Origin of the sequence: Terrisporobacter vanillatitrophus (genome assembly GCF_051148895.1) — a bacterium.
Taxonomy (GTDB): domain Bacteria; phylum Bacillota; class Clostridia; order Peptostreptococcales; family Peptostreptococcaceae; genus Terrisporobacter; species Terrisporobacter vanillatitrophus.
Map to the genome: position 1 here is coordinate 1,089,460 of NZ_CP154625.1, position 22,821 is coordinate 1,112,280.

At 27.2% G+C, this 22,821-nt stretch carries 23 protein-coding genes and 1 riboswitch; all 23 genes read left to right on the top strand.

From position 1 onward, the window contains the following. Positions 1 to 89: 89 nt before the first annotated feature. The 23 genes from TVTCOM_RS05520 (at position 90) to TVTCOM_RS05630 (ending at position 22,810) form a co-directional block, all read left to right on the top strand. Entirely contained in the window at positions 90 to 896 is an 807-nt protein-coding gene (locus tag TVTCOM_RS05520) for a flagellin (RefSeq protein WP_434798849.1), read from the top strand. A gap of 119 nt (positions 897 to 1,015) precedes the next feature. Further along, entirely contained in the window at positions 1,016 to 3,268 is a 2,253-nt protein-coding gene (locus TVTCOM_RS05525; protein WP_434798850.1) for a glycosyltransferase, read from the top strand. A gap of 297 nt (positions 3,269 to 3,565) precedes the next feature. Next, positions 3,566 to 5,392, top strand: a complete 1,827-nt coding sequence (locus TVTCOM_RS05530) for a CDP-glycerol glycerophosphotransferase family protein (RefSeq protein WP_434798851.1) — start codon at positions 3,566 to 3,568, stop codon at positions 5,390 to 5,392. A 65-nt stretch (positions 5,393 to 5,457) separates the two neighbouring features. Then, on the top strand, positions 5,458 to 6,078 hold the full coding sequence (locus TVTCOM_RS05535; protein ID WP_434798852.1) for a class I SAM-dependent methyltransferase: 621 nt from the start codon (positions 5,458 to 5,460) through the stop codon (positions 6,076 to 6,078). A gap of 25 nt (positions 6,079 to 6,103) precedes the next feature. Continuing rightward, positions 6,104 to 7,582, top strand: coding sequence for a hypothetical protein (locus tag TVTCOM_RS05540; protein ID WP_434798853.1), 1,479 nt, complete (start codon positions 6,104 to 6,106; stop codon positions 7,580 to 7,582). 316 nt (positions 7,583 to 7,898) lie between these two features. After that, positions 7,899 to 8,573, top strand: a complete 675-nt coding sequence (locus tag TVTCOM_RS05545; protein ID WP_434798854.1) for a hypothetical protein — start codon at positions 7,899 to 7,901, stop codon at positions 8,571 to 8,573. 146 nt (positions 8,574 to 8,719) lie between these two features. Continuing rightward, positions 8,720 to 8,828: riboswitch (cyclic di-GMP riboswitch) on the top strand. Positions 8,829 to 9,311: 483 nt separating this feature from the next. Then, positions 9,312 to 9,635, top strand: a complete 324-nt coding sequence (locus TVTCOM_RS05550; RefSeq protein ID WP_434798855.1) for a flagellar basal body protein — start codon at positions 9,312 to 9,314, stop codon at positions 9,633 to 9,635. A gap of 4 nt (positions 9,636 to 9,639) precedes the next feature. Then, entirely contained in the window at positions 9,640 to 10,044 is a 405-nt protein-coding gene (gene flgC, locus TVTCOM_RS05555) for a flagellar basal body rod protein FlgC (protein ID WP_434798856.1), read from the top strand. Positions 10,045 to 10,055: 11 nt separating this feature from the next. Then, positions 10,056 to 10,385: a flagellar hook-basal body complex protein FliE gene (gene fliE, locus TVTCOM_RS05560; protein WP_434798857.1), complete on the top strand. Its 330-nt coding sequence runs from the start codon at positions 10,056 to 10,058 to the stop codon at positions 10,383 to 10,385. A gap of 22 nt (positions 10,386 to 10,407) precedes the next feature. Beyond that, entirely contained in the window at positions 10,408 to 11,937 is a 1,530-nt protein-coding gene (gene fliF / locus TVTCOM_RS05565) for a flagellar basal-body MS-ring/collar protein FliF (protein WP_434798858.1), read from the top strand. A 15-nt stretch (positions 11,938 to 11,952) separates the two neighbouring features. After that, positions 11,953 to 13,011: a flagellar motor switch protein FliG gene (gene fliG / locus TVTCOM_RS05570; RefSeq protein WP_434798859.1), complete on the top strand. Its 1,059-nt coding sequence runs from the start codon at positions 11,953 to 11,955 to the stop codon at positions 13,009 to 13,011. Then, positions 12,995 to 13,774 (top strand): hypothetical protein, encoded by a 780-nt coding sequence (locus TVTCOM_RS05575; protein WP_434798860.1) that lies wholly within the window; start codon positions 12,995 to 12,997, stop codon positions 13,772 to 13,774. The genes fliG and TVTCOM_RS05575 overlap by 17 nt, the downstream gene beginning before the upstream one ends. Continuing rightward, positions 13,771 to 15,078 carry a flagellar protein export ATPase FliI gene (gene fliI, locus TVTCOM_RS05580; protein ID WP_434798861.1) on the top strand — a complete coding sequence of 436 codons (1,308 nt, stop codon included), beginning with the start codon at positions 13,771 to 13,773 and terminating at the stop codon, positions 15,076 to 15,078. The genes TVTCOM_RS05575 and fliI overlap by 4 nt, the downstream gene beginning before the upstream one ends. Positions 15,079 to 15,093: 15 nt before the next feature. Continuing rightward, positions 15,094 to 15,534, top strand: coding sequence for a flagellar export protein FliJ (gene fliJ / locus TVTCOM_RS05585; RefSeq protein WP_434798862.1), 441 nt, complete (start codon positions 15,094 to 15,096; stop codon positions 15,532 to 15,534). Between the two features lie 13 nt (positions 15,535 to 15,547). Continuing rightward, positions 15,548 to 16,768 (top strand): flagellar hook-length control protein FliK, encoded by a 1,221-nt coding sequence (locus TVTCOM_RS05590; protein ID WP_434798863.1) that lies wholly within the window; start codon positions 15,548 to 15,550, stop codon positions 16,766 to 16,768. Positions 16,769 to 16,779: 11 nt separating this feature from the next. Then, positions 16,780 to 17,286 carry a flagellar hook assembly protein FlgD gene (locus TVTCOM_RS05595; RefSeq protein ID WP_434798864.1) on the top strand — a complete coding sequence of 169 codons (507 nt, stop codon included), beginning with the start codon at positions 16,780 to 16,782 and terminating at the stop codon, positions 17,284 to 17,286. 5 nt (positions 17,287 to 17,291) lie between these two features. Continuing rightward, positions 17,292 to 18,104, top strand: coding sequence for a flagellar hook-basal body protein (locus TVTCOM_RS05600; protein WP_434798865.1), 813 nt, complete (start codon positions 17,292 to 17,294; stop codon positions 18,102 to 18,104). Between the two features lie 19 nt (positions 18,105 to 18,123). Beyond that, complete coding sequence (locus TVTCOM_RS05605; RefSeq protein ID WP_434798866.1) at positions 18,124 to 18,942, top strand: motility protein A; 819 nt, start codon at positions 18,124 to 18,126, stop codon at positions 18,940 to 18,942. Next, the gene (locus TVTCOM_RS05610) at positions 18,932 to 19,636 is read left to right on the top strand and encodes a flagellar motor protein MotB (RefSeq protein ID WP_434798867.1); all 705 of its coding nucleotides are present in this window, start codon (positions 18,932 to 18,934) and stop codon (positions 19,634 to 19,636) included. The genes TVTCOM_RS05605 and TVTCOM_RS05610 overlap by 11 nt, the downstream gene beginning before the upstream one ends. Before the next feature lies 1 nt (position 19,637). After that, on the top strand, positions 19,638 to 20,051 hold the full coding sequence (locus TVTCOM_RS05615; protein WP_434798868.1) for a flagellar biosynthetic protein FliO: 414 nt from the start codon (positions 19,638 to 19,640) through the stop codon (positions 20,049 to 20,051). Further along, on the top strand, positions 20,020 to 20,688 hold the full coding sequence (fliP, locus tag TVTCOM_RS05620; RefSeq protein WP_434798869.1) for a flagellar type III secretion system pore protein FliP: 669 nt from the start codon (positions 20,020 to 20,022) through the stop codon (positions 20,686 to 20,688). The genes TVTCOM_RS05615 and fliP overlap by 32 nt, the downstream gene beginning before the upstream one ends. Before the next feature lie 16 nt (positions 20,689 to 20,704). Then, positions 20,705 to 20,974, top strand: coding sequence for a flagellar biosynthesis protein FliQ (gene fliQ / locus TVTCOM_RS05625; protein ID WP_434798870.1), 270 nt, complete (start codon positions 20,705 to 20,707; stop codon positions 20,972 to 20,974). A gap of 24 nt (positions 20,975 to 20,998) precedes the next feature. Then, positions 20,999 to 22,810 (top strand): fused FliR family export protein/FlhB family type III secretion system protein, encoded by a 1,812-nt coding sequence (locus tag TVTCOM_RS05630; protein ID WP_434798871.1) that lies wholly within the window; start codon positions 20,999 to 21,001, stop codon positions 22,808 to 22,810. Positions 22,811 to 22,821 lie beyond the last annotated feature (11 nt).

The following is a 22,821-nucleotide window of genomic DNA, read 5'->3' on the forward strand; positions in this document are numbered from 1 at the left end:
TATGTATATTGTAAGCAATACTTGGCCAAGTATTCATATAAAAAATAAATGACAAGGATGTCAATAAAAAAACTAAGGAGAGTATAAAAATGAGAATAAATACTAACATGAGTGCTATGATAGCAACTAATCAAATGAGCAAAAACACTGCTTTATCAGGAAAATCAATGGAAAAATTATCTACAGGTTTAAGAATAACTAAAGCTGGAGATGATGCAGCAGGATTAGCAGTTTCTGAAAAAATGAGAGCTCAAATAAGAGGTATGGAGCAAGCAGATAGAAACGTACAAGATGGTATATCTTTAGCACAAACAGCAGAGGGTGCATTAGAAGAATCAGGTAATATATTACAAAGAATGAGAGAGTTAACTGTACAAGGTGGAAGTGATACTTTGGCAGATGAAGATAGAACTAAGATTGCAGAAGAGTTAACACAACTAGGAGAAGAGTTAGCTAATATAGCGACAGAAACTAAATTTAATGGTATAACATTATTAGATGCTGGTGTAACGATTACAATACAAGCTGGTGCAAACAATGAAACAAGAGCAATAGATATAGAAGATTTAACTACTATAGCTGGAACTGTTGCAGGATTAACAGTTGCTGATCAAACAACTGCTTTAGCATCTCAAGATTTAATAGATACAGCAATAACTGATGTAAATACAGCAAGAGCTAATTTAGGAGCTATGCAAAATAGATTAGAGTATACTTCATCTAATTTAACTACATCTACTGAGAATTTAAGTGCTGCAGAATCTAGAATAAGAGATGTAGATGTAGCAAAAGAAATGGTTGAATTATCTAAGTTAAATATATTATCTCAAGCATCTCAAGCTATGGTTTCTCAAGCTAAACAACAACCAGAACAAGTAACTCAATTATTAAGATAATTACAAAATCTAATGAATAATGAAACTAAAGGGTAAAGTGTATACTTTACTCTTTATTAATATTAATACAAATTTATTTGTATTAATATTAATAAAGAGTAATTATGGAGGAAATAGAAATGATTCTTAGTATAGCTATGATAGTAAAAAATGAAGAAAAAAATTTAAAAAGAACTTTAGAATCACTGAAAAATCTAACTACTAGAATAAGTAGTGAAATTATAATTGTTGACACTGGCTCTGATGATAATACAGTAGAAATAGCTAAGGAATATACAGATCACGTATACTTTGAAAAATGGAATGATGATTTCGCAAATATGAGAAATAAGTCAATAAGTTATTGTAGTGGGGAATGGATACTTATATTGGATGCAGATGAGGAGCTTATTAAATGTGATAAATTAGTTGAGTTTTTAAATTGTGATAAAAATACACAATTTAACACATGCAAAATAACGTTAAAAAATCTAATTTCAAGTAATGACTTTTCAAAATATATAATGGCAAACTGTGTACGTATATTTAAAAATAAAGATGATTTTAGATATGAAGGATGTATACATGAACAACCCATGTATTCAAAACCAGAATATAGTGAGTCATTAGCTGAATTCAATCATTATGGTTATATATATGAAGATAAAGAGTTTAAAAGAAAAAAACTTATGAGAAATGAAAAACTTTTATTAAAAGAATATAATAAAAATAAAAATAATATTTACATAAATTATCAACTTGCAAAAAACTATATGTGCGAGAAAAAATATGAAATAGCAATTACTTTTTTAGAAGATGGGTTAAAATTAAATGAAGACTCTAAGAATATAAATAGATATATATATTTATATGAAGAAATATGTAAAGCATATTATCTTGCTGAAGAATATAGCTTATGTGAAGAAAAATGTGAAGATTATATAAAAATAGTGGACAATAATAATATTGATATATATTACTATTTAGCTAATTCCCAGAAAAAAAATAAAAAGCTTGAAAAAAGTATACTTAGCTATAAAAGGTATTTGAACTTAGTGAACGACTATAAAAAATCTACACAATTTAAAAGTGTTTATAGTATAAACTCTACAGGTTGTGATTCAATGTTATGTATAGAAGAATTAATGGATGTATATTATATGTTAGATCAATATGAAGATATTATAAAATTATATGAAGAAAAAATTGGTGATAAAAACTGTAGCGATGAGATATTATATTTAGTAATTAAAACATTAATAAATCTAAATAAAATATATAAAATAACTGAGTATTATATAGATAATTGTAAAACTGATGAATGTAGAGAAAGATTTATAATACAAATAGAAAAGAATCTTAGCAACTCAGAAGAATTAAATTTAGAACTAAAAGAAATATATAGTGAATTAAGTAAAATTGAAGGTAATTATGGACAGCTTAATAAGATTAGAAACGGAAAAATTTTAGAAGTATGTGAATATATAAAGATACTACAATGTGAAACTGAAGAATTTTATGGGGATATTATACATGAAATATTAATAAAGGATATATTAACAGTAGAAAAACTAAATGTGATTGATATTAGTAAATTACAACTATATATAGACTATATAGTAGAAAATAAATATGATATAAGTGAAAAATTGTATGGGATTTTAGAAAGTAATAGCATTACATTTTATATTAAAAATATAAAAGTTTATCTTTGCATTGCTAAGTCATTATTATTAAAGGGACAGTTTGAATTAGAATATTATAAAATAATATACTTGTATTACAATGTATATCAATATAATTATATAAAATGCAAGTATGCAAAAACTTTATCAGACTTGGAAATATTAGAAAATACTGCTGATGAAAGTGAGAGGTTTTTATTAGAGATTAAGTTGCTTAATAACAAAAATAATGAAAATATATCAAATTATATAAAAATAATTAAAAAGATAGCATCTAAATATTCTAGTTATAGAAATGCTATAAAAGCAATTAAAGAAGAAATAAGTGAATATATTCAACAAAATAAAGAAGTTAATAACCTTAAGTCAGAATATAAAGCTAAAATAAGTCAGGTTATAGAATTAAATAATATTAAAGTTGCTCAAAAAATGATAAATGAATATAAGCAAATATTTAGTGATGATTCAGATATTATGAATATGGAAGCAGTGATAGCTATTATGCTAAACGATATAAATGAAGCTACTAAAAAAATAAAGTATGCATATTTGAAAGATAGTAATAATACAGATATTTTATTTAATATGGCATATATAAGTGAATTAAAAGGTGAAATAAATCAAGCTAAAGATATATATATGTTTGTGATTAGTAATTTTAAAGGTGAAATTAAACAAATTTGTGAAGATAGAATAAATAACTTGTAAAAATAAGATATATAATATTTAAGTTGAATTATACTGTATACTTTGTTTAAAAAAAGAATTAAATCATTATTTGATTATGAAAATATATTTACAAAGACATAGAAATATGCAACACAAAGGAAATTATAAATATATATAACAATAATCTACAGAAAACTGAAATATAAGGCAGGCGTGATGATTCTATTAGATTTTATAAAAAAGCAACTTTCCTATATAAGGAGCCAAGTATGTTTTTGGAGTTGAAAGAAAAAATTAATGTATTAAAGAATAATTGAATTTAGGGGACTGGATATAATGGAACAAATCAGAAAAATACAAAATTTCATAATAAATAATGATATAGAAAATGCATATGAAACCATAATGAAAAATGAAAAAGAGTACATAAATAATCATATATATTGGAATTTAAGAGGAATGTTATGTTCTAAAATACATGAATATAATGTGGCCATAAATTGCTTTAAAACAGCAATAGATATTGATGAGAGTTATACGGATGCTTATTTTAATATAGTATATACTTATAAATTAATTGGAGAAAAGTTAAAATCAGTTATATATGGAGGGATATCTTTTAGATACTGTGATGATGATTTCAAAAAAGAAATATATAGTATATATGAAGATGAACACTTTAAAGAAAAATATAAAGATTTACTTAATGAGATGCAATTAAATCTAGAGATTAATTTAAAAAAGACGAATATAGTAAATTATATAGCTAGTCAATTTAATAATATAGAAGACGAATATATATCATTACTTTGTAATAGTGAAATAGGTAGTAGATGGGCATATTTAAAAGGCAATCACTTTATAAGTAATGGTGGGATACTTTCAATGAAATATATTGTTGAAAATAATAATAAATATGAAGTAATAGTACCTTATAATATTGATTATATAAGTTCGATTAGAAATATGGCTTTAGCAGGTATAATGAAATGTTATATTATAGTACCTACTAAAAATAATAAGTTAGAGTTAATTGAAGTCAATTCTGAGGAAATGGAAAGTTTAAAAAACGAGGATTATAAGAGAACTATAACATTGAATAAATTTAATGCTGCGGACTCCAATGTATACGCTTTGATTAAGTATATTCCCCAAAAATATAAAGAAAAATATAAATTAAATATAATTCATGGAAGAGATGTTTTAAATATAGAAAATGTAGTTAAAGTTCCGCTTATATCATCTATGACTATTTCTGGATTTAACACATTTATGAACTATCCTAAATTTACATATAACATAGACGTAGGACATGCTAGTATTATTATGAAAAATTGTGGAATAATGGATAAAAAATACAAAGATTTTTCATTCACACCAAAGGAATATGAAAATATAGATAAAGTATGTATTACATCGAAAATGAACATGATTCTGCTAAGTGCTTTTTCAGCTATTCCAGAGAATAAGTATATAGTTACAGGTAACCCAAGGACAGATACTTTATTATTAGCAAATGGAAAAGAAAATATAGAAAAGCTGATAGAAAGATCTATAGAAGGTAAAAAAATTATATTTAACATGCCTACGTTCCATATACATGAGAACTCAGGAATTATAAATGGAAGTGTATTTAATGATAGTATAAAGATAAAAGGCTTTAATTATAAACGATTTGATAAATTTTTAAAAGAAAATAATATAATCTGTATATCTAAAGTTCATCATGCAGAAGAAAGAACAATAACTAGTAAAGTACAAGATAGAAAACTAGAAAATTTACTATTTATATCTAATAAAGATCTTGAAGATAAAAACTTAGATTTATATGAAGTACTAAACTGCGCAGATGGACTAATAACGGATTATTCGAGTATATATGGTGACTTTTTATTTATGAATAAACCCATAGTGTTTGTAAATGCAGATATAGAAGAATATAGAAAAGAAAGAGGTATAAGTCTAGAGCCATATGATTTTTGGACAGCAGGACCTAAAGTTCAAAATCAAGATGTATTGGAAAAAGAAATATTAAAATCTTTATTTGATGAAGAATACTATAAACAAAAGAGAGAAGAATTACGAGATGTATTTTATGAGAATAAAGATAGTTCTGCTTCTTTAAGAGTATGGGAACATATAGATGAAGTACTAAGTAATTAACGTAATTACTTGATATTTAAAAATAACTAATATATAAATAAACAATCTTTGGGGGAGTATGGCAAATGGATTATCAATATTGGAACAATTATTATAATAAAGATGAAGCACCAAAAGAACCATCACAATTTGCGAAGGATATCTTATCTTATTTAGAAGAAGATAAGAAACTAATTGAACTAGGATGTGGAAATGGGAGAGATGCAGTTTATTTTTCGCAAAATGGTGTACATGTTGTAGCTATAGATCAATCGGAATTATCTATATATAATTTACAAAAAAATAACTCTAATAATAGAATTAAATTTATTGCGGACGATTTTATCAAAACCAATATGTTAAAAGAGTCAGAACATGATTATGTATATAGCAGATTTACTATGCATTCTATAACAGAAGAAGAAGAAGATGTGGTATTGAATAGAGTTTATAGTACTTTAAAAAAAGAAGGATTATTATTAATAGAGGTTAGAAGTGTAAAAGATGATATTTATGGACTAGGTAGAAAAGTAGCAAAAAATACATATATATATAATGAACACTGTAGAAGATTTGTAGTTATAGAAGAATTAATTGATAAATTAGAATCAATAGGATTTGAAATTATATTTGCTAATCAAGATAAAGATTATGCTAAATATAAAGATCAAAATCCTATAGTGATTCGTATTATAGCAAAAAAATAATATATTTTGGTAGGTTAATTTAGTGATGAAAAACAATGAAATAGAAAATATAAAGAAATATTTGGTTAGTAAAAAAGTATTATCTACTATATTAGATATATTTGAAAATAAAGATCTAAGCATAGAAGATTTTATAGGAATAATTAATACTATAGCTGAGTTAATAGATTTTAATAACCAATGTAAGTATAGTGAACTATTTAAAACACTGGCAGATAAAATAGTATATATAATTGAATTGTTTAATGTAGAAGATAATAATATTAGTCAAGCTAATATAAATAGCATAATTGAAGATCTTAAAATAATAATACTTAAGTTAATAAATGATATAGAAAATAAAATACGTATTAATGTCTATTTTAGAGGAGAAGACAAGTATAATATTTTAGAAAAGTCGTTAAATAAAAACATTCAAATTATAGATGACATTGATATAGCTAGTAATACAGATGTTGAAATGTATCAAATTAATATCTTGATAATTAGTGAAGAAACAATAAATTATAAATCGGTTTTAAAAAATTACTATGATGATATAATCTTCTATGATAAAACAATGAACTATATATTTAATATTTGTGAGAATATATATTATAATAATTACGATTATTATTATCTATTAGAATCATTAGAAAAGGCTAAGGTTAAAGATGTAGAGAGTATAGTTGTAGGAAACTCATATCCTTTAACAGGTATAGATGTAAACTTATTAGAACATAAAGCTGTAAGTTTGGCATTATCAAGTCAAGATTTATATTATTCATATAAATTAGCTAAGCTAGCAATAAGTAATAATAATAGCATAAAGAGATGTATATTAGGTACTGGATATTATTTAGTAAATCATGATTTGTACAAATCTAAAAATCAAGATGCAATATCAAGAGTAAAAAATGTATATTATCCAATTTTAAAAGATAAACATAATTCTGAACAAGTAGATAGTATTGAAATTTTAACCATAAAAAAAGTTTTAAAAGAGGATGTTATGGATTATATTTTCAATTTAGATTTTCTAGATAAGCATTTTAAAAATCTAATTTTTAGGGATAATAATGGCTATTTTAATATAAATTTACCTAGGGAAAAACATAATATGTTGGGAAATTTAAGGTTCAGTACTATTAGCGAAAGTGATAAATTTAGGTTAGGTGAGGTTAGAGCTAATCAACATAATAAATTATGTAAGTATACAAAAACTACAGATGAATACAATTGCATATTTAATGAATTTATAGATTTTTTAATAGATAATAATGTAGAACCTATAATAGTAGTATTTCCAAGTACTAAATATTATAGTAAATTTTTAAATGTAGAATATAAAGAGGAATTTTATAGAATAACAAATGCAATAAAGGCAAGACAAAATATAAAAATTATTGATTTTTCTAAACAAGATATATTTTTAGAGGAAGATTTTATAGATTTGGATCATATGAGCAGAATAGGAGCAACTAAAGTTACTAAAAAACTAAATGAGATTTTAACAAATGAATAAAATAACAATAAAGTCTATCATAAGTTGTATTTGTGATAGACTTTATTATATTGCAAATATAAATAGAAACAATTATCAAGAATATTGATTACACACCGTAAGATATAAACATAAGGGATTATAAGTAATATATTAATATTACTAAATATAAATAATAATATATAATTAAACATAAAACAATTATCAAAATAAACAAAAAGAATTTCCACAGGACTAAAAATAAATAAAGCCTAAGATAATATAGCGTGTGAAACAAAATTTAATAATATTAAAGTTGTTAAATAATAAAACATTTTATAAAAAGTGAGGGAAAACTATGATTGTAATAGGGGAGAAGGCATATCTAAAAACATATGATAAAAAAGAAAATCAAGAACTTGATATTGATAAGAACATCAACAAAATTGTAAAATCACACAATGATGAAATAAAGTCAACTAAAATTACAAGGAAAGAATCAAAAACAAGTAATAATGACATGTATAACAACCTAAAAAATAAAGCTAGCATACTAAGTAGAGATGAAAGACATATTCAAGATAAAGTATCACAAATTCAAATCCAGCAGCAAAAAGTAGAAAATATGGAAGAGTCACTAAATCAAATAAAATCATACTATCTAAGCTCTATAAGAAAAGCTAAACAAGAAGAAGAAAAAGAGAAAGTTAAAATAAATAAAATAAAGAAAGAAGTAGATGATTTAGATAATAAATATATAACTGAGGTAACGGAATTAAAAGAGTCAGAAGATATAATAGATGCTATAAGTGTAGCACTAAACAAAATTAATGATATTAAAAGTAAACTTGAACAGTACAAATCAAAATTAATGAATCTTGAATGCTTAGTGGAAAAAAGTAAGAAAGAATTGGATTCAGAACAAAAGAAAATAGAAATGAATTTAGATGAAAGTATAATATCAAATCCACTAGATTTTATAAGTATAAGTGGTGATTTCGATACAGGAATTATTATAGATATAAAAATATAATTTGTTTTTTGGTTTTGGAATAAAATAAAATTAAAATGTAATATTTCTATTTTATGAAAAAAACGTATATTATTGGTACCTTTTTTACATTATTTTCATAGTAATTATTGAAAAAAGTTGAAAAATATGGTATTTTAAAATTAAAAGTAATATATTAGCAAATTTGGGGAAATCCAAAGACGCAAAGCTAAAGGGGCTACGGTAAAATTAATTATCTAAAATAATATAATTTTATTATGCCAGCCAGTTGCCTAAGAATTTGAATTCTTTGTTATTGTAAATAAGCCTTAATGTTTATTTGTTACAAAGGCAATTTTATAATATTTTCGATGGTGACTATCCTTATTATTTAAGGATAGTTTTTTTATTATCTACTACGAAATAAAGAATTGAAGGTGTTTTCAAATGAAATTATAAATAAAAAATTAACGACTTAAAATGTTTTTGAAATGTTTAACATGCTAGGTTACTAAATTAATAAAAAAGTCGAAAAATATATATTTTTTTTGAAAACAAATAAGAAAAAAAGTGTATAATAGAAATATGGTAGGGAAAAAATGTCAAAAAAAACATATTTATGTAAAAAAACTATTTATATGAGAGTGCAAAAGTAAAATAATTAATTGAATTATATTTACATTTATAATTTAAAAAGCATATGAAATATAATGCTTGGGGTAGCTAAGTTGAAAACTTTATTGAGATAGTTATTCAAATCAGGGAATTAGGGAGGTATATATGGAAATATACAGTTTGATGAAAATGGGGTTGGATGCCACAGAGCTGAGAAGTAGGGTTATAGCAAATAATATTGCCAACATAAATACTGTAGGGTATAAGAGAAAATATGTTACTTTTGAAGATACACTAACAGATAAATTGGAAGATGCCAAAATTGAAGTAAAAACAGAAAAAAATACATCCATGAGGGAAGATGTTAACAATGTTGATTTAGAAAATGAAAAAGTCAATCAAGCTGCTACAACACTACAGTATAATGCCTTAGTTAGTTTAACTAATACAAAACTTGCAATGACAAAAAGTATAATTATGGGGAGGTAAATAAATGAGTGTTTTCAGTGGTATGAGAATCAGTGCTAGTGGTTTATCTGCAGAGCGTATGAGAATGGATGTTATATCTTCTAATATAGCCAATGTAAAAACTACAAGAACTGAGGATGGAGATGCCTATAAACGTAAAATAGCTACATTTGAAGAAAACTATGATGAAAAGCTAGGAATGCTTGGGGTAAAAACTACATCAATAGAAGATGATAATTCCCCAATGAATAGAGTATATGAGCCAAGTCATCCAGATGCAGATGAAGAAGGATATGTAGAATATCCAAATGTTGATTTACTAGTAGAAATGACTGATTTAATATCAGCATCAAGAGCATATGAATCAAATATAGATACATTAAATGCACAAAAAAATATGATTTCAAAAGCTTTAGAAATTGGAAAGTAAGGGGAGATTAGATGCAAGGTATAGGGAGCATAAACATAAACTCTGATATATTTTCAAATATAATAGATAACAATTATATAAATAAAAATATAAGTGAAGAACAATCTATTGACGATTCAAAAATAAAATTTGGTGATGTTATATCACAAGCTATTAATAAAGTTAATGGTACTCAGGTAGAAGCAAATAATATGGTGGAAAGCCTTATAAAGGGAGAAGATGTTTCTATGCATGATGTAATGTTATCCATGCAGGAATCCCAAATATCTATGCAACTTATGTTAGAGGTAAGAAATAAATTATTTGAGGCTTACAAAGAACTAAATGGAGTACAACTGTAGCCTATAAATAAGGAGCAAATACATGGAATTTAAAGGAATTATAAACAAAGTAAAAGAAATTTTTCAAAACAAAAATAAACAATTTAAGGAACTTAAAAAAGAAAAGAAAATAGCAATTGTAGTTGGTGTTATAGCAGTTGTATTAGCATTGGTATTTGGAGCTAAGTATATAAGTGATAGTAAATACAAACTTCTTTTTTCTGGGTTAAGCTCAAGTGATGCAATTTCAATTACTAAAGAACTTGAAAATCAAGGGGTAGAGATGAAGGTTGAAGGAGATAGCATCTATGTGCCAAAAGAGCAGGTAGACAAGTTAAGACTTGAGTTATCAGGAAGTATCTCAAATGGATCAAAAGGATTTGAATTAATGGATGAAACTTCTTCATTTGGTCTTACAGATGAAGAGTTTAATATTAAGAAACAAAGAATGGTTCAAGGCGAGATAGAAAAGACTATAAAAACTTTTCAACAAGTAGAAGATGCTAGAGTAAATATTACTCAAGGACAAGAGTCAGTTTTTTCAGATGAAGGGACTCCTGGAAGTGCAGCTGTAGCATTAACCCTAAAGGCAGGTCAATCTCTAGAACCATCACAAATAAGATCGATTATGTCATTAGTTTCTGCAAGTAGCACAAATATTCCAAAACAAAATGTAGAAGTAGTAGATCAAAATATGAATTTATTGTCAGAAGGATTATTTGATGATAAAGGAAATGCTTCAAATTCAAATGGAATAGAGACTGCTTTAAAAGCAGAAAAAGAATTAAGCCGAAATTTAGAAAAATCAATTATTGGTTTGCTAGAACCTATATTTGGAAAAGGAAAAGTGAAGGCTACTGTAAATGCTGATTTAAACTTTGATAATAGTGAGACAACTGAGACAGTAATAAATCCAGAAACAGTAGTTATGAAGGAAGCTAGAAGTGAAAATGAAACTACAGGACCAGGAAATACAGGTGGTGCTGTAGATAATAATATGAACAATATATCAGGCGATGATGTTACTACATCAAGTAAAGATGAAAGTCTTGAGTATGATGCTGGAAGAAAAGAAACTAAGATAATAAAGGCTCAAGGAGAGTTAAATAAAATAACAGCATCTGTTGCAATAGATGGAGTATTAACTAATGTACAGATTAGTAATGTTAATGACATGGTAGCAAACACTATAGGTATGAATGCACAAAGAGGAGACGATGTGAAAGTAGTAGCAATGGACTTTGGTGCAAATGCCGATGAAACATTAGAAGAAAGTGGTATAAGCGACACTATGAAATTATTAGGATTTGCATTATTAGCAGTAGCCTTAGCAAGTATAATTGGCTTCATTATAATAAGCAGAATTAAAAAGAAAAAAGCAGAAGAAGATGAAGAATATGATGATGTAGATGAAGTAGAACTAATTAATAAAAAGATTGAAGAAATGGAAAATGCTTCAAAATTAGAAAATGAAGAAGAAGAAAACATTACATTAGAAGAAGAAGTAAGAAAATATGCTTCGGAAAATCCTGATAGGGTTACAGATTTAATAAATAGTTGGTTAAACGTATAAAAGGGTGAGTTTATTTTGAATACAGAGATTAATAAATCAGAAAATGCCTTTGATTTAGGTAATATACCAAAGGTAAGGCGTGTAACAGGCGCAAGAAAAGCAGCAATATTATTGATGACTTTAGGGCCAGAAGCTTCAGCTGAAGTCTTGAAAAATTTATCAGATAAGAAGATACAAAAAATAGGAGTAGAAATAGCAAATATAAATACAATTAATGCAAGAGAAAGAAGAGAAATATTACAAGAATTTATTGAATTAAATAAGGGTAAAGAATACGTGATGGAAGGTGGTATAGAGAGTGCTACATCATTACTTCACGGAGCACTAGGCAGCCAAAGAGCTGGAAAGTTACTTGAAGGAATTAAATATGATGCATATACAAAGTTGTTTATGGGAGCAAGAAAAGCTGAACCAGAACAGATATTAGCTTGTATACAAGGAGAAAGCACTCAAACTATAGCTGTGATTTTAACACATATTCAACCTGACAAAGCAGCTGTAATCTTAGCTGAATTACCAGAAAAGGTTAAGAATGAAGTATCTTTAAAAATAGGTTCAGCATCTTCTATATCACCAAATGTTATAAAAGCAATAGATAAAGCTGTTGAAAAGAAACTGGCTAATCTAGGTCAAAGAGAAATAGAAAGCAGTGGTGGGGTAGATAGTCTTGTAAATATACTTGGAAATGTTGATAGAAAAACAGAAAAAAGTATTATTAAGTATATAGAAGAGAGAAATGATGAATTGGCAGAAGAAATTAGATCCAATATGTTCATATTCGAAGATATTGTTAGACTTGAAAATATAGCAATTCAAAGAATTCTTAAAGAAATTAATGTTAAAGATATTGCCTTTGCTCTTAAAGGTGCTTCTAAAGATGTTTCAGAAATTATATTTAGAAATCAATCTCATAGAGCATCTCAAGCTCTTAGGGAAGAGATTGACTTATTAGGAAAGGTAAAAATATCTCAAGTAGAAGAAGCGCAGCAAAATATAGTTAATACTATCAGACGTCTTGAAGATATGGGAGAAATAAATTTAACTAGAGGCTCAGACGATGAATTTATTGTGTAATATTATCAAATCACATGAAGTAGAGATACTAGGCAAAAGAAAAATAAAAGTTAACTCAAATAAATCTAACTTTGAAGTTGAAAGTAATGAATTTGATATAAAAAGAGAAAATGAAATGGCACAAATCAAAGAAGAGATAGAGTTAAAATTAATAGAAGCAAAAGAGCAGGGTGAGCAAATTATACAAAATGCACAAACGGAAGCAGAAAAAATCATAGAACAAGGCCAAGAAGAAGTTTGCAATATAGAAAAAAAAGCATACGAAGAAGGACATAAACAAGGGCTGAAAAATGGATATGAAGATGGATACAAAGAAGTGTATGAAGAATATGTTGAAAAAGCCCAAGAACAAGCAAATAAAATAATTGAAAATGCTAACAACATTTTAATTCAAGCAAATAATGAAATATCAAACTATATGAAAGAAAATAGAAACAATATCTTAAATATAAGTATTAGTATAGCAGAGCAAGTATTGAGAGAAAAATTTGAAGATATTTCAGCAATGGACAATTTAATAGGAAGTGTAATTGAAGAATATGAACTTAAAGAAAACTTTGTTATAAAAGTTAATCCTACATATAAAGAAAGTTTGGATAAACAAGTATTAGAATTAAAAGAATCTTATAAGATTAGTGGAGATGTTTTCGTTCTAGGAGATGAGTCTATTGAAGCTGGTAATGCAATTATAGATAATGTGAACGGAAGCTTAATGGTAGGAATTGATGGAGTAGTAGGAAAGATAAAAGAGGAGTTACTATGATTGATATAGAGTTTGAAAAACTTATAAAAAAAATAAAAGATATTCCTTCAGTAATATGTGAGGGAAAAGTAAAAAAAATCATAGGGCTTACACTAGAAGTTGAAGGGGTCAAATGCTTTGTAGGTGAATTGTGTCATGTTTACAATAATAAAAATGAACCAATTAACTGTGAAGTTGTTGGATTTAAGGATGGAGAAGTTATACTAATGCCTCTTGGTGAGTTAGCAGGAATAGGTCCAGGATGTAGAGTTGTAGCTCAAGGAATACCATTAAGTGTAAGATGTAGTGAAGATCTTTTAGGAAAAGTTTTAGATGGGTTAGGGAACCCCATCGATGAAGAAACAATAATATCAGGTGAAAGATACAGTTTGCTCAATGAACCACCAGATCCTATGAAAAGACCCAGAATCACAAATATAATGCCAACAGGAATAAGAGCTATAGATGGTTTCTTAACTTGTGGTGAAGGACAACGTATAGGAATATTTGCTGGAAGTGGAGTAGGTAAAAGTACAACTTTAGGAATGATAGCAAGAACAGCAGAGGCAGATGTAAATGTAATTGCTCTTGTTGGAGAAAGAGGAAGAGAAGTACTCGACTTTATAGAAAGAGATTTAGGTGAAGAAGGAATGAAAAAATCAGTAGTAGTGTGTGCTACCTCTGATAAATCACCTTTAGTACGACTAAAAGGAGCTTTAACTGCAACGGCTATTGCTGAGTATTTCAGAGATAAAGGGAAAAAAGTAATACTTATGATGGATTCAGTTACTAGATTTGCAATGGCACAAAGAGAAGTGGGACTAGCCATAGGAGAGCCACCAGCACAGAAGGGATACACCCCTTCCGTGTTTGCTATGTTACCAAAATTGATGGAGCGAACAGGAACTTCTGATAAGGGTTCTATAACAGCCTTTTATACAGTTTTGGTAGATGGTGACGATTTAAATGAGCCAATTGCAGATACAGTGCGAGGTATATTAGATGGACATATAGTTTTATCAAGAACATTGGCCCACAAGAATCATTATCCCGCAATAGATATATTAAATAGTGTGAGTAGGCTTATGAAAGAAATTTCAGATGATAAGCATAATCAAGCAGCATCTCATGCAAGAGATATACTTGCAACTTATAAAGAAGCAGAAGACTTGATAAATATTGGAGCATATAAGGAAGGTTCTAATAAAAATATCGATATGTCAATTAAATATATTGATTCTGTAAATGATTTTTTAAAACAAAATGTAAATGAAAACACATTATTTGAAGATAGCAAAAATTCGTTGATAAATATGTTTTCCTAAAGGAGAGTAATATAATTGAAAAAATTTAAGTTCAAGCTAGAAAAGTTATTAGACATAAATATAAAAGAGGAAGATGAAAGTAAGTTAAAATATACGAAGGCTCAAAATGAAAAAAGAATTATAGAAAAAAATTTAAATAAACTTGAGGAAAATTATAAAAAATATTCTGATATAACTAGAGCTGGTGATGTAATTTCACAAAAGATTACAATAAACTATTTATCTACTCTTACACAGTCTATAAAGTTGACAGATGAGAAACTTAAAGAAGAAGAAAAGAAAGTTATTGAAGCGCAAAATGACTTAATAGAAAAACAAATAAAAAGAAAATCCTTGGAAATTCTTAAAGAAAAAGAAATGGAGAAAGTAAGAAAAGAAGAGGAAAGAATAGAACAAATTAGAAATGATGAGTTCGCTCTTTATGCATATATAAGAAATAATGTAAATGTTTCATAAAAAGGTGGTAAATATGGAATTTAATTTAAGTTTATCAACAACTGTAGCAGATATTATCAATTATCTCCAAGGAAATAGTGATAATATCTTAGGAAAAACAGAACAAGGAATATTTGATAAGGTTTTAGAGGGATTATTTGAGGATAGTGATAAATCAAAGGATATAGATTACAACTTAATTTTAAACTTGCTAAATAATCTTAAATTATTTAATACTCAAGAAGATTTGAAAAATATGGACAAAGTTTATACTGAATTAGATAATGTAGAAGGTTTAAATAGTGTTTCCAATAACATAAATGAAATTAATCTTAATATGGAAGAAAATGATTTTAATATTAATACAAATTCACTAAGTAGTGAAGAACTTAAAATATTAAACAACTTGAAGAATAACCTTAAAAATGAGTATATAACATTAAATAATGAAACAAGGAAAATTGAATTAAGTGATAAAGAAATTGAAGTACTAAAAAAATTGGATAGCGCTATTTCTAATAATAAAGATAATACTATTTCCAATAGTAAAATAGAAGAAAATAATGAATTATTTCAAAGGAATAAATTAGATAATGTTGAGTTAGAGAAAAATGAAAAATTTAGTCAATTGGAAACTAGCAATACAACAGATAAACTTAATTCCATGAGAAATAATGAATTAGATAAAGAATCAGATAAAGAATTAGATACACTAGAAAGTATCTTAAATGGAGACAATGATAACAATTTTATATTGAATAATAATCAACTAGCTAATAAAGATATGAACTCTATAAATACTACTTCACGTCAAGAGATTACAACAATCAGGCAGGAGTATATAGGAGAAGACATTATTAAAACAGTTAAATATTTAAAATCTAGTGGTCAAGAAGAAATAACAATTAAGATAAGTCCAAGAGAACTAGGTGATATGACAATTAAGCTTGTTAATAACCAGGAGGAAGCTAGTGTTGCAATTGTAATAAGTAAAGCAGATGTGTTTGATTTAGTTAAGGATAATCAAGGAGAGATTGCAAAACATTTAAAAGATCTAAATATTAATGTAAAAGAGATATCAGTTGAAATGAAAGGTAATACTCAAAATAATTTCTCATCAAATTTGAATCAAGAATTTGAAAGAAATAATAAAGGAAGTCAACAAGGTAGAAAAAAAAATATTAGTTCAGCAGATGAACCCATAGAGGATATAGAAGAAGTTGAAATAGAAGACAATGTAAATATTTTAATATAGGGGAGTAATAAATGAGTGATATAACAGGTGTAAGTAGAAATAGTACAGTAACTGAGAAAGGTACAAAGGTTGTTGATTCAGGTGATAGTACAGATAAAGATTTATTTCTAAAATTACTAGTGGCTCAGATGACAAACCAAGATCCATTTAACACTCAAGATCCAACTCAGTATGTAACTCAGTTAGCACAATTTAATATGTTACAACAAACAATATCTCTTAATGATAATATGGAGTACTTAATTGGAATGACAAATGGCCTTTTGGTAAATTCAGCAATGGGTTCAGCATCAGCTCTAATAGGAAAAAATGTTGAATCATATCTTCCTACAGAAGAAGGATTTGACACTACAAAGACAATGTCAGGAAAAGTTGAAAGTGCTCATATAAAAGATGGAGTTGTATATATGGATGTAAGAGATTCAGAGAGTGGAGAATTAGTAGAGGTTGAATATGGAGCACTTACTAAAGTAAATAGCACTAATACAAATGTAGAAGAAGATAACAAGGGGGAATAATTTTAATGTTAAGATCGATGTATTCAGGAATAAGTGGTATGAAGGCAAATCAAACTAAAATGGATGTAGTTGGTAACAATGTTGCAAACGTAGGAACTACAGCATTTAAAAAAAGTAATGTTAGATTTAGTGATGCATTATATCAAACTTCCATATTTGCTAGTTCACCAGGAACTATAGTTGGTGGAGTAAGTCCAGGACAAGTAGGTATAGGTACAAAAGTTAGTGGTATGTTTAAAAATACAGTACAAGGTAATATACAAACAACTGGTAGAAGTTCTGATTTAGCAATTGATGGTGATGGATACTTTACTATTCAAATTGGACAAGATCAACAGGCATATACTAGAGATGGTTCTTTTAGTGTAGATAAAAATGGTAATTTAGTTACAGCTGACGGATATAAAGTACTTGGAACAGATAATGATTCTATTCAAATACCTAAAGAACAAGATGGTAAAAAAGTATTATCTTTTAATATATCAAGCGAGGGAGAAATATCATATCTTTTAGAAGATGGTAGTAAATATCCACAAGCAGGAACTGCTGCTCAGAAGTTAGGTATAGCAGTATTTCAAAATCCAGAAGGTCTTGAAGCATTAAGTAGTAACCTTTATGGAGTATCAGCTAACTCTGGAGATCCTATTATAAATGCAGCTTATGGAAATATAAAACAAGGTGCTATAGAAATGTCAAACGTTGACTTATCAGAAGAATTTACAGAAATGATAGTAACAACGAGAGCTTTCCAGGCAGCTAGTAAGGTAATAACTACTAGTGATGAATTACTACAAGAAATTATTAATCTAAAAAGATAGAAAACAGAGGGGGTAAGACATGAAAAAGCCAGACATATTAACTCCTATTGGTTTTTTATTTGTATTAGCTGTGCTATTTTTTGGAATAGTACAAGATAAATCAGGGGTAGCAGCATTTATAGATATGCCATCCTTTGTTATAACAGTGGGAGGTTCATTTGCTGCAATATTAATTACATTTTCGTTAGAAGATTTAAAGCAGGTTCCAGAATCAATAAAAGTAGCTATGCAGATAAATAGAACTAATAAGGTGGATTTAGTTAGCCAGTTTAAGGAATTATCTAGAAAAGTTAGAAAAGATGGACTACTATCAATTGAAGATAATGTTGAAGAAATAGAAAATCAATTTATGAAAAATGGATTACAGCTTGTAATTGATGGTATAGATATTGACAGTATACAAGAAATACTAGAAAATCAGATTAATATATTTGAAAGCAAATACGAAAATAGTTCAAAAATATTTAAGTTATGGGGTTCTTTTGCACCAGCAATGGGAATGGTTGGTACGCTAATTGGTCTTATACAAATGCTTGCAGGAGGACTTGACGATGCAACTGCTATATCAGCAGGAATGGCAAAAGCATTAATAACAACTTTTTACGGTTCAATAATTGCAAATACTATCCTTAATCCAATAGGATATAATATACAAAATAAGTGTGAAAAAGAAGTTCAGCTTATGGAAATGATGATTTGTGGAATAGGAAGCATTCAAAACGGTGAAAGTTCAAGAATTATTGAAGAAAAATTATTAACATATTTAAGTGATTCAGAAAAGAAAAATTACTTTACAAGAGAAGTTGACGATAGTGAGGTAGATGGAGATGTCGCGTAAGAAAAAAAAAGGTGATGATATTAACCCTAATGCGTGGTTGGATACTTATGCAGATACAATAACGCTCCTTCTTACATTTTTTATATTGTTATATTCAATGTCATCTGTGGATGCTAAAAAGTTAAGTGAATTATCAGATGCGCTACAAAAATCTTTAAAAGGTGATACTAACATAGAAGAACTAGTAGATATTGATCAAGTAGCTACTGATGACAAAGAAAATATAGAGCAAAAGCAAGAAGATTTAGTGAAAAAATTGAATGAAGCAATTGAAGCTAATTCCCTTACTGATGTAATTAAAGTCAGAGAGGAAGATAGGGGGGTTGTACTTCAACTAGATGAAACTATATTATTTGATCCTGGTAAAGCGGACCTAAAGACAAAAAGTGAAAAGTTATTAAATATGGTTACAAAAATTATTAAGGAGCTACCTAACGATGTATTGATTGAAGGAAATACAGATGATGTTCCCATGTTTAACGAAGAATTTCAATCTAACTGGGAATTATCAACGGGAAGAGCTGTTAGTGTTGTAAAGTATTTTGTTTCAGTAAAAAAATTAGATCCAACAAGATTTTCAGTTAAAGGATATGGTGAGTACAAGCCATTAGTAGAAAATAATTCAGCAAAAAATCGATCAACAAATAGAAGGGTAGACATATTAATAGTTAAGGAACAGCAAAAGGAGAAATAAAATGGACAATATACTAAAATATATTATAAATTTAATAGTATTTGTACCTATTACTATTGCCTTAATAATACTAACAATAAAACTTAGCAAATCAAGCATTAATGGACTAGTAAAAAATAAATACGTGAAAGTTTTAGAAAGAACAAATTTGAATAAAGATACGGATGTATATATTTTAAAAATAGGTGATGAAGGCTGTGTTATAGTCTCATCTCCTACTAAAACAGATACAATAAAAGAACTTACAAAGCATCAAATAGAAGAAATAGAAAAAAAGCAAGAAGAGCTTAAAATTAATAGTGGAAATATAGAATTAAAATTAAAAGATATAAAAAAGATTAAATTAAAACATATAAAAAAAATCAGATTAAAGGAGATAAAAAATGGAAGAATTAGCACAAATAATTTCAAATAACCAACAAGACCTTACTCCTTTAATAGAGCTATTTATTGTTTTAACACTTATGATGTTTTTACCAACTATGGTATTTATGATGACAAGTTTCATTAGAATCATCATTACATTTTCATTTATTAAATCAGCACTAGGTGCTACACAATCTATTCCAAATCAAATATTAGTTGGAATTGCATTGTCATTAACGATTTTTATTATGGCTCCTACCATAAACTCCATAAATAATGAAGCTATAAAGCCATATATGAATGAAGAAATAAAATTTGAAGAAGCAGTAGAAAAGGCACAAGTTCCTATTAAAAAATTTTTGCTAAATCAAACAAGAGAAGCAGATTTACAATTATTTATAGAAAGTGCTGATATAGATAAGACTAATTTAAATAGAGAGAATGTACCACTTAGTGTATTAGTGCCAGCATTTGCAATTAGTGAGCTGAAAACTGCTTTCCAGATAGGATTTCTAGTTTATCTACCATTTTTACTAATAGACCTAGTAGTTTCAAGTACACTAATGTCTATGGGGATGTTTATGCTTCCACCAGCTATGATATCTTTGCCATTTAAATTGTTGTTATTTATTATGGTAGATGGTTGGAATTTATTAATTAAATCTTTGTTATTGAGTTTCAAATAGTTAGGAGGAGAATAATATGTCAGAAAATATGGTGATGAGCGTAGTAAAAGAAGCATTATATACAAGTATGTTAGTTGGGGGACCTATTTTAATATTATCATTACTAGTTGGTTTGCTTGTAAGTATATTTCAAGCAACTACACAAATTCAGGAACAAACATTAACATTTGTTCCAAAAGTTATAGTTATAGCATTAACATTGGCACTAGGTGGAAACTGGATGCTAAATGAGCTTATTAAATTTACAACGAAAATCATGAATATGATAGCTGTTATAAAGGGATAAAAGATGTTATTCGTATTTATTAGAGTGATAACATTTTTTTCTTCACTTAACATATTATTTCCATCAGGAACCCCAAAGACTTTTAAAGTGTGTTTTTCAATTTTAATATCTATTATAATATCTTATGGTATTAATATTGATGTAAATGTACTTAATACATTTGATTTGATTAGATTAGTAGCTATGGAAACTGTAAACGGATTACTTTTAGGTTATATAACAAATTTATGTTTTAATAGTTTGAAAATAGCAGGTAGTTTAATAGATCAGCAGCTAGGGTTGTCAATGAGTAGTATCTACGACCCAAATAGTAAAGAGCAAGCAACTTTGATAGAAAATCTTATGTACTGGATGGGTATAATTATATTTTTTAGTATGAATGGTCACCACAAATTAATAATAGGGATACAGGAAAGTTTTCATCTAATAAAAATAGGTGAAAATTTAATATTAAATAATTTTTATTATATAGTACATGTATTTGTACAGTGTTTTACCATAGGATTTAAAATTTCAGTTCCAATAGTATTGTCACTTATATTTACAGATTTAATAATGGGTCTTATATCCAGAAGTGTACCTCAATTAAATGTAATGATAATAGGAATGCCATTGAAAATGCTAGTGGGTGTAGTTTTCTTTATTATAGCACTTCCCTTTATAATAACAGAAATACATAACTTATTAAATAAAATACCAGATATATTAGATGGAACTTTAAGCATGATGAATAATGATATGCTGACCTCACTTGGACCAGTAGGTGTAGTTCTATCAATGGATGGAGATAAAACAGAAGAACCCACAGCAAAGAAAAAAAGAGATGCTAGAAAAAAGGGGAATATTGCAAAAAGTAAGGAAGTAACAACGGCTATAACATTATTAGCTATGCTGATAATAATTTTTACAATGTCTGATTATGTAATATTAGAAATTAAAAATTTTATGACTAACTTACTTAGTAGTAGTTTTACCATGAATTTTGAAGGTGGAGTAATGTTAAAAACACTTGGAGGTAAGATTTTACTTTCATTTATGAAAATATTTTTACCAATTGGATTTATTATAATGATATTTGGTGTTATAGGAAATCTTGTTCAGTCGGGTATGTTATTTACAGGAGAAGGACTTAAACCACAATTTTCAAAGTTGAATCCAATAAATGGTTTAAAAAATATGTTCTCTCTTAAAGCATTAGGGACTTTAGTTAAAAGTATAGCTATTATAGGTGTATTATTATATATTGGTTATTCTTTTATGAATAAAAACTTTGAAGGAATTATGAAAAGTGCAGATATTTATCTTCCATATCTTTTAGATACAATAATTGAACTTATAAAATCATTACTGGGAAAAATATGTTTGGCTGTGGTTTTAATAGCAATAGCTGATTATGCATATCAACGATTTACTCACAATAAAGAGTTGAAAATGACTAAGCAAGAAGTAAAAGAAGAATATAAACAGATGGAGGGAGATCCTCAGGTAAAAGGTAAAATAAAACAAAAGCAAAGAGAAATCTCTAGTCGTAGAATGATACAAGCAGTACCTAGTGCAACAGTTATTGTAACAAATCCTACTCATATATCAATAGCTATTAAGTATGAAAAGGGTATAGACTCTACTCCAATAGTAGTTGCAAAAGGAGCAGACATTGTAGCATTTAAAATAAGAGAAGTTGCGAAAGAGCATGATATACCAATTATTGAAAATAAACCACTTGCAAGACTTATATATAAAGAGGTTGAAATAGATAAGGAAATACCAGAAGAAATGTATCAAGCAGTGGCAGAAGTATTGGTTGCAGTTTATAAAATTAAAAACAAATATAAATAGTTTATAAAGAG

Excerpts from the sequence above, each read along its gene's own strand:
- TVTCOM_RS05520 (WP_434798849.1), top strand. The coding sequence starts at position 90 with ATGAGAATAAATACTAACATGAGTGCTATGATAGCAACTAATCAAATG.
- TVTCOM_RS05525 (WP_434798850.1), top strand. The coding sequence starts at position 1,016 with ATGATTCTTAGTATAGCTATGATAGTAAAAAATGAAGAAAAAAATTTA.
- TVTCOM_RS05530 (WP_434798851.1), top strand. The coding sequence starts at position 3,566 with ATGGAACAAATCAGAAAAATACAAAATTTCATAATAAATAATGATATA.
- TVTCOM_RS05535 (WP_434798852.1), top strand. The coding sequence starts at position 5,458 with ATGGATTATCAATATTGGAACAATTATTATAATAAAGATGAAGCACCA.
- TVTCOM_RS05540 (WP_434798853.1), top strand. The coding sequence starts at position 6,104 with ATGAAAAACAATGAAATAGAAAATATAAAGAAATATTTGGTTAGTAAA.
- TVTCOM_RS05545 (WP_434798854.1), top strand. The coding sequence starts at position 7,899 with ATGATTGTAATAGGGGAGAAGGCATATCTAAAAACATATGATAAAAAA.
- TVTCOM_RS05550 (WP_434798855.1), top strand. The coding sequence starts at position 9,312 with ATGGAAATATACAGTTTGATGAAAATGGGGTTGGATGCCACAGAGCTG.
- flgC (WP_434798856.1), top strand. The coding sequence starts at position 9,640 with ATGAGTGTTTTCAGTGGTATGAGAATCAGTGCTAGTGGTTTATCTGCA.
- fliE (WP_434798857.1), top strand. The coding sequence starts at position 10,056 with ATGCAAGGTATAGGGAGCATAAACATAAACTCTGATATATTTTCAAAT.
- fliF (WP_434798858.1), top strand. The coding sequence starts at position 10,408 with ATGGAATTTAAAGGAATTATAAACAAAGTAAAAGAAATTTTTCAAAAC.
- TVTCOM_RS05575 (WP_434798860.1), top strand. The coding sequence starts at position 12,995 with ATGAATTTATTGTGTAATATTATCAAATCACATGAAGTAGAGATACTA.
- fliI (WP_434798861.1), top strand. The coding sequence starts at position 13,771 with ATGATTGATATAGAGTTTGAAAAACTTATAAAAAAAATAAAAGATATT.
- TVTCOM_RS05590 (WP_434798863.1), top strand. The coding sequence starts at position 15,548 with ATGGAATTTAATTTAAGTTTATCAACAACTGTAGCAGATATTATCAAT.
- TVTCOM_RS05595 (WP_434798864.1), top strand. The coding sequence starts at position 16,780 with ATGAGTGATATAACAGGTGTAAGTAGAAATAGTACAGTAACTGAGAAA.
- TVTCOM_RS05600 (WP_434798865.1), top strand. The coding sequence starts at position 17,292 with ATGTTAAGATCGATGTATTCAGGAATAAGTGGTATGAAGGCAAATCAA.
- TVTCOM_RS05605 (WP_434798866.1), top strand. The coding sequence starts at position 18,124 with ATGAAAAAGCCAGACATATTAACTCCTATTGGTTTTTTATTTGTATTA.
- TVTCOM_RS05610 (WP_434798867.1), top strand. The coding sequence starts at position 18,932 with ATGTCGCGTAAGAAAAAAAAAGGTGATGATATTAACCCTAATGCGTGG.
- TVTCOM_RS05615 (WP_434798868.1), top strand. The coding sequence starts at position 19,638 with ATGGACAATATACTAAAATATATTATAAATTTAATAGTATTTGTACCT.
- fliP (WP_434798869.1), top strand. The coding sequence starts at position 20,020 with ATGGAAGAATTAGCACAAATAATTTCAAATAACCAACAAGACCTTACT.
- fliQ (WP_434798870.1), top strand. The coding sequence starts at position 20,705 with ATGTCAGAAAATATGGTGATGAGCGTAGTAAAAGAAGCATTATATACA.